Source organism: Aeromonas sp. sif2416, from assembly GCF_019218665.1.
Lineage (GTDB): Bacteria > Pseudomonadota > Gammaproteobacteria > Enterobacterales > Aeromonadaceae > Aeromonas > Aeromonas encheleia.
Genome location: NZ_JAHUXC010000007.1, coordinates 204,346 through 216,850 on the forward strand (window position 1 = coordinate 204,346; position 12,505 = coordinate 216,850).

The following is a 12,505-nucleotide window of genomic DNA, read 5'->3' on the forward strand; positions in this document are numbered from 1 at the left end:
AATAATGAAGCCATTTATTCTCTCTAACGAATACAAGCTATTGTTCATTTTTTATTTTCACAAAAAAATACGTCAACGACAACATCATTGAAGCAGATGATGAAATCATAAGTCCAAATGGAACATTATATATTGATAACTCCATCTCGCTTATAACATACAATACAATTAAATGCGTAAGAGATGACAGTGTTGTAATATACAGGACAATTTTGGTATCACTATTAAAAAAAGCAAAATTAATGGATAATATAGAGATAAATATCATAGGGTATGATATGTAATATAAGCTTGATATTTTTTCAGATGTGGCATAGGAACTTGAAAAAAACGAATCTAGCATAAAAGGTGTTGAGATAAATAGGAAAGATATAAACACTAAGAATCCCATAATTAACGTTACAGAAACGTTAATATAAGAACGATAGCTGCGCATAGATAAATATCTCATCATAAAAGGCATTACAGCCTGATTTAATGACAACATAAATATATTCGCAACCATTGCAAATTGGTAACCTACTCCAAACAGAGCCAATTGCGAGATCCCAAAAAACTTTGCCACAAAAAACTTATCTGCCCCAAATCGTACAAAGTTAATCAAACCATTAGGCAAGAGTGGCAAGGTAAATGCCCACAGAGTCTTGATGTCCCCGGTCTGCCCTGACGATGCAGGAAACTGACGCCAGAGCGAATAGCAGGAAAAAGCCCCCAGAAAGACCACAGGTACCAGCAGTGCTGCCAAACGCCAGGTGAGCCCGGGGCTCAGTATCTCGAAGGCACCTATGGTCAGCAGGGAGCTGACAGCTACGTTGAGAAACAGCAACATCGATGCTCTGATCGTTTTCAGCTCGAAACGATACAGGATGGCTCTTATCTGAATAAGGCACATCCCCAGGGCATAGAGCGGCGCAAATACAAACCGCAGATCGTCGGCAACGGCCAACATGACGAGGTTGCTCGCGACAAACACACCTGCCACGCTCAACAACCCCAGACGAAGCATACCGGCAAACACGCTGCGCTCAAGCTTGTGGAAATGAGCCGAACACCAGCCATCAACACCAAACATGATCAGCAGCACCAAAAGGGCCACGTAGGTATTGAATAACTCGAGCAGCCCGAACTCAGCGGTATCGAGACGATGCGTCAGATAGGGCAGCAATAAAAAAGGAATGGCCTTGTTGATCGCATCAAACACGATGAACACGAACGAGTGACCAAGCATATGCCGTAATGAAGATGACATGGATTAGGGCACCACGATTGAGTTTACGAGTCCCAGCCAATGTGAGGCATGCCTCGCATTGAAATACTCTATAGGAACTACCTGCAGATGTTGCTCGGCCACCCACATCTCGTTGGTGGCAAGCGCGGTGGAGCAGAGGGCAGCGCAACAGACAAAGCGGTGGCCGGTGATAGAGGACCAAAGCTCTATCGGGAACGCGGTCGGCAGTTGTTCCACATCACGCCCAAGGCTGTAGGGTGCCTCTTTCGGATGGTGCTTCAGATATACCCGATAACCCCGTACCTGAAACTGGTCGACCAAGCGAGTGTAGATAGCCAGCTTGTCGGCCTCACTGCACAAGCCGACCAGATCGATGGGCTGCGTCAGAATAAGGCATCCCTTGGGTTCATCGAGGCCAATATAACGGTTAAGACCAAAGATGGTTGAAAGACGCAGACGCTGATCATCATCGATGCATGAGAGCAGATTGGCCAGCTTCAGGGGAACCGACTTGCTACGGATGACCTCGGGCAACGCCTCGGGATGCTCTGCCTCCACGCACCCGATCCAGGGCTCGTCACCCCACACCTGCGCACGCCACGGCAGTCCGAAACAGGCCCGGATCACGGCTTTCCTAACTGACAGGGATTGTGAAACGTAATTGGACAAGCCATCTTCCCGCAGCACCATGGTGGCACACAAGCCACGCAACACCTTGGCCAGAAAGGGGCCGGAGTGGTAGATGTAGCCAACGTCGAAGCGCTGACTCGTCAGAAAAGCCGGAATCCACTGCCAAGGTGTGCGAGGGCGCCCTTGTACTGTGATATTTCTGCGCACAATATCGGGCACCCAAGCCGGCAGAGTCGCAAACGACATGATTTGTGCCTGCTCCCGAATAAAATGGAAACAGATATTCGGGTAGGCGCGAATAAGGCGGTAACGGATCTGTATGTCGATATACTGGTAATCAATGGGGCAAACAATGGTGGTAGTGCGACCCGTTTTAAGCGCATCACAGATAGCCATCAGCAATTGCCGATAGGTGATGCAAAGATGAATTGCTTTCATTGTCAGGCACCGTGTCCTATCGCTTCCGCCAGCCGAAAGTCAAACTCATCATCAATGTCGATCGAGCTTGCCTTATCCATCAGATAGGCATAGGAACCTTCACAATATATACCAGAAAGCTCCCCAACATGCTTGCGATCAAATAGGTAGATAGCCCCGTTGATCCGATAAAAGGGTTCAAGATCCTGACTGCGTCTGTTCGCTGCCGGAATGATGAAGCCGTTCAGACTATTGTTGGCAGGCAAACGATTGCAATACTGCACAGGGTGATCCAATTCGCAAACCGACACCACAGAGGTAGCTTGCTTATCCCGATAGAGCTCCACAGCTTCTTTGATATGCTGTGCCGTGCGCAGCGGAGACGTAGGCTGCAAGAGGGCTACCATATCAACCTGTTCATGGTGAGTTTCCACCCACCGTACCACATGGGATATCACATCGTTGGTGGTGGCCGTATCGCTGGCTAGCTCAGCCGGACGCAAACCCGGAAACGTCACACCGGCATCTTGCATCGCAGCGTCCGCGATGGACTGACTATCGGTACTGACGATCACCATATCAAAGACTCCGCTACCGATCGCCGCTTGCGTTGTCCAATTTATTAGCGGCTTGCCAGCCAAAGGCTTGATGTTCTTGCCTGGCAGGCGCTTGCTGCCTCCCCGAGCCGGAATAATCGCAATATTGAGGGACATTACACCAACCCCTTGATATCAAGCTGCGCCTTGTGGAAATCGTCCATACGGCCAATATCAAGCCAATACTCATGGATGGGGAACATCAAAACATCTTCCTGTCTGGCTATTTGCTGTTCCAGCAGGGTCGGCATATCGATGCGCTCCTGGCTTGGCACATTCATAAACAGGCCGGGACTGACAACATAGATGCCCGCATTGACAAAATAGCGCTGGATGGGCTTTTCCTGCATTTCGAGGATGCGATGGCCATCACCACTGATCACCCCATAGGGGATCTGATAGTCATATTCACGAACACACATGGTGGCCACTGGCTGGTATTTGGTATGAAACTCGAGCAGGCGATTGAAATCTACCGTGGTCAATACGTCACCATTGATCATGATGAGTGGTAGAGCAGGTATGTCGGCAGGCAGTAGACCCAGTGCGCCACCCGTGCCTAGCGGCGTCTCTTCATGCACGTAACGGATATTGGCACCCCAGGCAGAACCGTCACCAAAATAACCGGTGATCTGCTCAGGCATATAATGGGTAGAAATATAGATATTCTTGAATCCCGCATTGAGGAACTGATTGAGCAGGGTTTCCAGGATGGGCTTGTCGCCCACCTTCAGCATTGGCTTGGGGCAGCTGTCGGTGAGGGGGCGCAGCCGGGTGCCAAAGCCGCCAGCCATGATAAAGACGGGATTGTCATAAGCCGGGACCTGCGCCGCCTGCTCCCAGGTTTCCAGCCCGATCAACTTGCCTGCTTCATTGACCACCGGCAGGGAAAGAATGCTGCGCTCACGCATGGTCTCCAGCAACTGTGCACGGGACAGTTTGGCCGAGACTGTAATGGGGGTCCGATTCATCACGGCCGTGACGCTCTGCGTCAGGGCCACGTTGTTCAAGATGGCGCGACGAACGTCCCCATCTGTCACGACGCCCAGCAGATGTTGCTCCTGATCCACGACCAGACAGACCCGCAGCGCCTCTTCATTGATCACTGCCAAGGCATCGCGCACCGAATGTTCGGGCGACAGCACCACTTTTTCCCAATTCTTGCTCATCCAATCCATCCTTTACTGCTTGATAGGCATCACGCTGCCCCGGGCAACGTATGCAATCTGCTTTGCTCCCAGCGGCCGCGTCAGCGTAGCACCGGCGCCGACCACGGCATGGGCACCAATCGATATTCCCTGGATCACGGCAGCGCCCGTGCCGATATGGACCCCCTCCCCCGTCACCACACCACCGGATAGCACCGCGCCCGGGGCGATATGGTTGTCGCCGCCAATTTGGCAGTCATGGTCCACTATGGCGCCGGTATTGATGATGCTGTTTGGCCCAATCCGGGTACCGGCCTGAAGGATGGCACCCGCCATGATCTGAGCACCCTCTGCCAACACCGCATGGTCGGAAACGATGGCCCGTCCGCTGACTACTTGGGCAAAGCGATAACCCAGAGCTCGATAACGGGCGAACAGGTCGGATCTCAGTGAACTGCCAGGCAAAGAGCCGATACCGTTGACCAGCTGCACCTCATCCGGGGTGTGAGTCAAGATGCGCTCTTCATCGTGCCAGAGGGGGATATCGGTCAGGGCCGCCCGTGCAACACCCGCGGCCGGAGCCACCAGGGCCATGGGAGACCGACCCTGACTGCGCAGGATATCGACCAGCACGGAGGCGTGCCCTCCAGCCCCCAGTACGATGAGCGGCTTATTCACGGATAGGCTCACCCGCCTGATAGGCGCGTCTGGTCGGCTGCCCGAGGAGTTGCCAGTAGGCATAGGGACTCATTCCATCACCAGGGCGTTTGATGGCGAGGTTTTCTGCACTCAGGGGAGTGCCCTGCTCGATATCGCAGGCAGCCACCAGGCTCTTGCGGGCGATCTCTTTGTTTTTGATTTCGCTCGGACGTGGCCCCTTGATGCCATCGCCGAGAGCCAGCTCCACATCGCGGATCCCCCGCACCATGGCCGCCAGCTCATCGGGCTCGAGGGATGCCTTGTGATCCGGCCCCTCCATGTTTCGATCCAGCGTGAAGTGCTTCTCGATGAGACAGGCGCCCCGGGCAACCGCGGCAACGGGAATGGTGATACCTTGGCTGTGATCCGAATAGCCAACCGGCAGCCGGAACGCATGAGATAGGGTGTCCATGGCCTTGAGGTTGATATCCACCATGGGTGCCGGATATTCGGTGGTGCAATGGAGCAGAGTGACCTTGTTGGCCAGTGCAGCCTGACCGGCCTCACTGGCATAGGCGGCCATAAAAGCAGCCTCGCCCGGTTGCGCATCATGAGGCGCGGTCAGGCCAAAGGCGATCACCCCGAGGGCAGCTTCCACTTCGGCCAAGGTGGCCATGCCAGTGGAGACGATCAACTCGCAACCGGTACGGGCATGGGCCAGTACGAAGGGGGCATTGGTTAGCTCTCCCGAAGGGATCTTCAGAGTCTGTAATTTGAGTTGATTCACCAAGAAATCGAGGCTCTCGGTATCGAAGGCGGTGGACAGAAACTCGATGCCAAGGGACTCGCAATGGGCGATCAGGCGAAGATGGGCATCGAACGAGAGCTCGAGGCGGGAGAGCATGGCAAACTGGCTCTCTTCCCTGCCGGTATTAGCGGTCTGATAGGCAGCCTGCTTGGCTTGGCGGGTCACCAGATTGGCAGCCTTGAAGGTCTGAAACTTGACGACATCGACGCCGGCCTGGTGGGCGGCATCGATCAGTGCCACAGCGAGTGCTTCGTCGCCATTATGGTTGACGCCGGCCTCAGCAATAATGAGTGTCATATTATTTCCTTGATCAACATAAAGGCTTCAGCGGCCTCGGCATTACATTGGGCCCCACGAAGATATGCAAGAGAAGTTAATGCTTTCCGGCTACGTGGGAAAGGAAACTCACCAATCTCTGATTCGAAAACCTCTAATATTGAAATCTTTCTATCAAGATAATCCTGGATATCAATGAAAACATTAGCTTTGAACCCCCCATCTTCCGGCTTCATGCCGAAATCAGTTTCTGAGAGTGTTTCGTAAGCAAGTACTTTTTTGACAAATGGAGTTCGAAATGATTTCACCGCTGACATGACAGAGTCAAATACAACTTCATGATCACTGTGAGCATCATTTCGGTATGGAGCGAAAACCACCTCAGGTCTTATTTCGTTTACCACTGCAGAAATACTAGCGACAATACTTCCTTTTGACAAAGTATCTAATCCAGCAGGAGGATAGTTCAGTTCGTGGATACCATTAAAATCATAAAGATTAGCAACAGTATCAATTTCTTTCTTTCGTGATTCAATTCGCGCCTTGCTGAATCCAGAATGTTCACTCATTCCCGTAACAAGAAGCCAATGGACCTTATAACCTTGAGCTCGAAATCTGAGGATCGTTCCTCCACAGCCTAATGTTTCATCGTCTGCATGAGGTGCAACCACTAATATTGACTTAGCTTCCGACATGCAAGGGGTCCTCATATTTTCGTTGCATTCCTAAAAAATCAATGCTCTTAATTAGCTCTACTGCTCGATCAGATGCATGTCCATCACCATATGGATTTGACAAATGTTCAATCCTATCTAGAAAGTCCGAGCATTTAACATCGCTTAGTGCTTTTTTGATGTGCTCAACATTAGCATCGACAAAGATAACATTCTCCGCACTAAGTCGTCCTCGTTGCCGCATACCAACATTAATGCAAGGAATCGGTACGCTTGCCGCTTCAAGGAGGCCTGCTGATGAATTACCTATAATCAAGCTACACGCTTTGAATAACTGCACAAAGGAATCCCTAGGCAAATTACCATAGAGAGTGACGTTATCATTACCAATATATTCCTCCAGTGTGCGTCTAATCTTATAATTCCCATGATCACTATTTGGTAACCCTGCAAAAACGTGATAATCATCCTCAATCAAGGCATCCATCATACCCACGATGATTTGATCTGCTATCGCAATTTCATCTTCAACTGGATGGAATATAAGGAGTGCAGATTTCTTTTTTAGATTAGTCCCGGATACATGCTGAAGTATATCGGTGCGAGTAGGAATTTCTTGGAATTTGTCTAACGCGACACTACCGATATTATATATCCTATGCTGAGGCTCACCAATTTTCTTCAATCTAGATACATGCTCATCCACACTGACAAAGTGACATGTTGACAACTTTGACACGGCATGACGAATAGGATTATCTATATGCCCATCACTTGCATGATCTCCACCAAAAAAATGTACTGTCGGAATACCAAGATAACCACCAAGTAATGCACCAATCATCACATCTTCTCTATCCCCAGCATAGATAATCAAATCTGGAGAGAATGACTTAACGACATCTATTGATGATATAAGTAATACTGATGCACTTTTTATCCGCGCGGAGCCAGAATCAGAATCGATTAGACTGTCAATTTCACAAAGAATTTTGAATCCATCTTTTTTAATTTCTTCGACTGTCATTCCAAAGGAAGGTGAGTTATGGCACCCTCCGACTAACAGCCTGAGGTCTATCTCTGGGTCATTATCTAACTTTCTATAGACATAACTCATCAGATCATATTCAGAACGGATCGAGGTCAGTGCAAGTATCTTCATTAAAATACGTCCGACATACACATTTGGACAAAGAAGGAGGGTGGCTCCTGCATGTTAAATGTTCTGAAACCAAAACGATATGGGAAAAGAGTTTCACTTTCACCGTTAACTTCATCTGTAACAACTTGTGGCGAGATGATATTTATCGGCTTATTAGAAACTATGTTACTCAATGTATCTACATCCGAATAATACATCAAATCAAAAACACCATCTATCTCTTTAAAACCGACACCATTATTAATGGTCCAAGTTTGTCCTGGCTTATTACAACGCCATACTCTAATATCATCGTGATTCATATCCAGATGATATGATTCCTCTGTTACACACTTCTTTATTAACTTACACTGATGATGCCAATCCTTTGGAGTAACTTGTATGACTTGATATTGTTCAAGTATCGTCCAACCCAAACGCTTTCTAAATCCTGCAGTAGAGTTATCATTTGGAAAACCATAGACCACACTAGGTACTGCAGTTGCCTCTATCCGGCTATAAACTCGCTCAGCCAAAAGTTGAAAAAGCCCAAAACGACGATATGGTGCAGAAACCATCGTTGTCATAGACAGATATCCATTGAGCGTTTTACTTGAGTTATTCAGTGATTGTGGAATTACTGCATAATGACCGACGACAGAGCCATCAACAATAGCTAAGGATACCAATGGCTGGCCACATGGGTTATTTAGGTATGCCCATTCCCATAACGTATCGGACAAGGCTTTATCAAAACATTCAAGAAACAGTGACTGTATTTGCGGCAAGAATTTTACAAGTGTGTCCGCATCTTTTATATCAACAAATTCAATTTGATCGTTCATAAGTGCAATTCCTTGTCAGTATGTTACTCTGGAATATATATCTCAGCCATTCCTGTAATAACTTTTGAAACACCAACTTTACAATATGTATTGAAATGCACACGTCGACGGGGAAGATCTACCTCTATGACCTCAATATATGCTGTGACTGTATCACCAATATATACGGGCTTTCTGAATTTTATGCTTTGAGACACATACACACATCCAGGACCGGGCAATCGCATACCAAATAAAGCAGAAAAAAAGCTGGTACTAAACATTCCATGCGCAATTCGCTTTCCAAAGCGAGACTTCTCCGCATATACATCATCCATATGTACTGGATTGCGGTCTCCTGATATATTGGCAAAATTCTTGACATCTGCTTCTGATATTGTTTGGGAGTATGACTCTACCATGCCAACTTTGATATCTTCCAACTTATACATGCACAGAATCCTTTAAATTTAGCTCAACACAAAATTATATTTCTGTCGGAGAACTAGGCAGATTGATAAGGTGTGTCTCAAGCCACTCGGCGTTAGTCATATCACTGCATAAAGCATTAGTAAACATGGGCAGGCGATGCATCAGCTTCCATACAGGCCGGGTCATGACGCCGGCCTTGTTCAGCTCGGCCAGCAACGTATCCCGCTGGGTTTGATCTTCACAGACAATCGCATTAAGCCAGTAATTGGAGCGCCCATAGGAAGGCTCGGTCACAAACTGGCATGCCTGATCCTTGAAGAACTCGGCATAGTGCATGGCAAGCGCCCGCTTCTGTGCCAGGAACTGAGGCAAGGCTTCCATCTGGGCACACCCCAGAGCCGCATTCAGGTTAGGCATGCGGTAGTTAAAGCCGGGCTCATCGTGATAGAACTCGAATGGGTGAGGCACCTTGGCCGTGGTGGTGATGTGCTTGGTGCGAGCACCCTGCTCTGCATCCTGGCACAACACCATGCCGCCGCCGCCAGTGGTGATGATTTTGTTGCCGTTGAAGCTCAGGGCCGAGAATGAGCTCAGAGTCCCGGTATGCCGCCCCTTGTAATAGGAGCCCAGGCTCTCGGCGGCATCTTCTACCAACGCAATACCCCATGCATGACAGACCACTTGCAGCTCATCAAGCTCCACCGGATGACCGAAGGTATGCATGGGGACGACGGCTCTCAGGGTTCGACCACTCACCTTGTGGATACACCCGGTCTCGGTGCGCTGGGCATGCTCTTCCAGCCAGCTCGCCAAGGCTATGGGACACAATCCCAGACTCTGACGGGAGACATCGACGAACACGGGTTCGGCCCCCATGTGGTGCAAGGCATTACAGGTGGCCACGAAGGTCAGAGGCTGGGTGATCACCAAATCGCCAGCCTGCACACCAGCCATGTACAGGGCGATGTGCAGCGCCGCCGTCCCATTCATGGTGGCAACCGCCCGGGCTGAGCCGGTAAAAGCAGCTATCTGTTGCTCAAACTGCTCAACATAGGCGCCAACACTGGAGACAAAGGTGCTTTCCAAGGTGTCGAGAACATATTGCCGTTCATTGCCGGCAAAGGTCGGTGCATGGAGAGGGATGAAGTCATCGGTCTTGTAGGTATCACGAATAAAACGAATCAATTGAGTATGCACACCGACTCCTTACATCTTGCCGTCGAGATATTTGCCCGTTTCTTTATGACCAAAGTCAGGGAGCATGGCAAAAAACAACTCCACTATCTCTTTCTTGTTCCAGGCACGTTTATTTTTCATGGCAGCAATGGTCTGCTCAAAATGATTGAGCAAGTCATTCTGGTAGGCGGGTTCATTCTTGATGATGCCCAGGTTTTCGAACCTATCCATATCCAGCATTTCTTTATCGGTGAAGAACTCTTCGAAGTCTTTCTCACCCGTGGTGTCGCTCTCGGTAAAGAGGCAAGGCCACATGCCTTGCTCCGGCAGGCTCGCCATCCTGGTCCGAGCCTCATCCTCGTCCTTGCATAGATAAGGCTTGTAACCATGCTGCTCCAGATATTTCACCGCGATCTCGGCGAAGGTAATAAGGTGCAAGGCTTCGCTGAGTTTGGGGAAGAAGATGTCCCGATTTTCACCAAAAATGCAGGACATCAGGCACAGCTCCCCGGACTCTTGCGGCGTCACAAAATAACGCTTGATGTCGCTGGGGGCGACAATGGGCTGATGCTTTTGCAGCCGTTGATTGAAGCCGTGCAGAAGAGAACCATCCGAGAACGCAACGTTGGCGAAGCGCGCGGTGGAAATGGCTATCTGCTCGCTGCGACGCATCAGGAACATCTCCATGATGCGCTTGGACGCGCCCATCATGTTGACCGGGTTGGCCGCCTTGTCCGTCGAGACACAGAAGTACTTCTTCACCCCCATGTCGATGGACTGCTGGATGGTCTTGTCCGTGTTGAACACGTTGACGTCGATCATGCGCATCAGAGTGAAAGGGTCTTTTTCACTGCGCACGTGCTTCAATGCGGAGAGATTAAGTACATAGTCGTAAGCGCCATCGGCTTTGATAAAGGCATCATATTCAATGGAGCCAATATCCAGCGCAAAGGTCTGGAAATCGCCATCGATATACCCGAACGAGCTGCGAATATCTCGCACCAGTTCGACCATATTGTTCTCGCTGATATCCACCACATGTAGTTTACGTGGGTTTCTCTTGAAAATTTCCTTGGTTACAGCCTGACCAATGGAGCCGGCACCACCAAGCACAAGAAATCGGGATTGGCTGACGATATCAGACAATTCCCGCTCATTTTTACCGATGTCATCAACAAATAGGTCTTTATTCCGACCAATGAGACTCAAAATATTATTTTTCATATGAAAATACCAATCTTAAATTCAGTCCGTACAGGACACGCGAATATGTCAGCAATGAAGTCAATCAATTATGTTATTTTGGTCAGACACCAGGTTATCGTCTTGTATATTCCGGATTCAAAACTTTGCTGCGGCAGCCATTTCAGCTCCGAGGCTATCTTGTTGGCATCGATGGCATAGCGGCGATCATGACCGGGACGATCCGCCACATAAGTGATTTGATCGTGGTAGGAGCTGGCCTTGGGCACCAGTTCGTCGAGGAGATCGCAGATGGTCTGCACCACCTCCAGATTTCGTTTCTCGTTGTGACCGCCGATATTGTAGGTCTCCCCGACCTTCCCTTCTGTCAGTACCAGACAGAGGGCGCAGGCATGGTCCTCGACGTAGAGCCAGTCACGGATCTGATCGCCCTTGCCATAGAGGGGGATCGACTTGCCGACTAAGGCATTGCTGATTGTCTGCGGGATCAGCTTCTCCGCATGTTGCCAAGGTCCGTAATTGTTGGAGCAGTTGGTCACCAGAACTGGTAGCCCATAGGTTCGGTGCCAGGCGCGCACCAGATGGTCGCTCGATGCCTTGGCGGCTGAATACGGACTGCTGGGGGCGTAAGGCGTCATCTCGCTAAAGAGCGGCAGAGCCTCACCTTTGCTCACATCATCCGGATGAGGCAGATCGCCATACACCTCATCGGTGGAGATATGGTGGAAACGAAACGCCTCTTTGCGCAGATCAGGAAGTCCGTTCCAGTAAGCACGGGCCGCTTCCAGTAACACATAGGTGCCGACGATGTTGGTCTCGATAAAATCGGCAGGGGCAGTGATAGAACGATCGACGTGGCTCTCGGCCGCCAGGTGCATCACGGCATCGGGTTGATGCGCGGCAAACACCCGGTCCAGCTCGGCGCGGTTGCAGATATCCACCTGCTCGAAGGCATAACGCTCACTAGTAGATACCTCTGCCAGAGACTCCAGATTGCTCGCATAGGTGAGTTTATCTAGGTTGACGACGGAATTTGGAGTATGAGCAATGATATGACGCACAACGGCAGAGCCGATAAAGCCAGCGCCTCCAGTAACAAGAATTTTCATATGGACAGAGGTTCTTGCAAGAAAAGTGAATGGCATAGGAAATAGGGAAAAAAAGGCCGGGTGAGAAACTGATAGCTGAGCCTGTAAATAATTCTGTGTAACTGCCCACTCCATTACAGGTGACCGTTCAGGCGATCACCGAATTCGATAATAAAGCGATTTAGGGCAAGCTTCCAATTCTGGATCGGCATAGTCCATTTCTTG

12 protein-coding genes and 1 pseudogene are annotated in these 12,505 nt (G+C 49.7%); all 13 read right to left on the reverse strand.

Features of this window, described 5'->3' with window-relative positions:
- Nucleotides 1–37: 37 nt before the first annotated feature.
- Entirely contained in the window at nt 38–1,201 is a 1,164-nt protein-coding gene (locus KW821_RS14775; RefSeq protein WP_218291979.1) for an oligosaccharide flippase family protein, read from the reverse strand.
- Nucleotides 1,202–1,252: 51 nt separating this feature from the next.
- Entirely contained in the window at nt 1,253–2,296 is a 1,044-nt protein-coding gene (locus KW821_RS14780; protein WP_218291980.1) for an alpha-2,8-polysialyltransferase family protein, read from the reverse strand.
- 2 nt (nt 2,297–2,298) lie between these two features.
- Entirely contained in the window at nt 2,299–2,988 is a 690-nt protein-coding gene (locus KW821_RS14785) for a cytidylyltransferase domain-containing protein (RefSeq protein WP_218291981.1), read from the reverse strand.
- The gene (locus KW821_RS14790; protein WP_218291982.1) at nt 2,988–4,040 is read right to left on the reverse strand and encodes a nucleotidyltransferase family protein; all 1,053 of its coding nucleotides are present in this window, start codon (nt 4,038–4,040) and stop codon (nt 2,988–2,990) included. The genes KW821_RS14785 and KW821_RS14790 overlap by 1 nt, the downstream gene beginning before the upstream one ends.
- A gap of 12 nt (nt 4,041–4,052) precedes the next feature.
- Entirely contained in the window at nt 4,053–4,709 is a 657-nt protein-coding gene (locus KW821_RS14795) for an acetyltransferase (protein WP_371317612.1), read from the reverse strand.
- Nucleotides 4,690–5,763 carry an N-acetylneuraminate synthase gene (neuB, locus tag KW821_RS14800; protein ID WP_218291984.1) on the reverse strand — a complete coding sequence of 358 codons (1,074 nt, stop codon included), beginning with the start codon at nt 5,761–5,763 and terminating at the stop codon, nt 4,690–4,692. Before neuB ends, KW821_RS14795 begins: the two co-directional genes overlap by 20 nt.
- Nucleotides 5,760–6,437 carry a PIG-L deacetylase family protein gene (locus KW821_RS14805; protein ID WP_218291985.1) on the reverse strand — a complete coding sequence of 226 codons (678 nt, stop codon included), beginning with the start codon at nt 6,435–6,437 and terminating at the stop codon, nt 5,760–5,762. Before KW821_RS14805 ends, neuB begins: the two co-directional genes overlap by 4 nt.
- Nucleotides 6,424–7,578: a UDP-N-acetylglucosamine 2-epimerase gene (gene neuC / locus KW821_RS14810; RefSeq protein ID WP_218291986.1), complete on the reverse strand. Its 1,155-nt coding sequence runs from the start codon at nt 7,576–7,578 to the stop codon at nt 6,424–6,426. The genes KW821_RS14805 and neuC overlap by 14 nt, the downstream gene beginning before the upstream one ends.
- Nucleotides 7,578–8,402 (reverse strand): GNAT family N-acetyltransferase, encoded by an 825-nt coding sequence (locus KW821_RS14815; RefSeq protein ID WP_218291987.1) that lies wholly within the window; start codon nt 8,400–8,402, stop codon nt 7,578–7,580. The genes neuC and KW821_RS14815 overlap by 1 nt, the downstream gene beginning before the upstream one ends.
- 23 nt (nt 8,403–8,425) lie before the next feature.
- A complete protein-coding gene (locus KW821_RS14820) occupies nt 8,426–8,833 on the reverse strand; it encodes a MaoC family dehydratase (RefSeq protein WP_218291988.1) in 408 nt (135 codons plus the stop codon).
- Between the two features lie 34 nt (nt 8,834–8,867).
- Complete coding sequence (locus tag KW821_RS14825) at nt 8,868–10,010, reverse strand: LegC family aminotransferase (protein WP_218291989.1); 1,143 nt, start codon at nt 10,008–10,010, stop codon at nt 8,868–8,870.
- A gap of 9 nt (nt 10,011–10,019) precedes the next feature.
- The gene (locus KW821_RS14830) at nt 10,020–11,213 is read right to left on the reverse strand and encodes a UDP-N-acetylglucosamine 4,6-dehydratase (protein ID WP_218291990.1); all 1,194 of its coding nucleotides are present in this window, start codon (nt 11,211–11,213) and stop codon (nt 10,020–10,022) included.
- 83 nt (nt 11,214–11,296) lie between these two features.
- Nucleotides 11,297–12,301 (reverse strand): annotated as a pseudogene (gene rfbB / locus KW821_RS14835) (dTDP-glucose 4,6-dehydratase); the annotation flags it as partial.
- Nucleotides 12,302–12,505 lie beyond the last annotated feature (204 nt).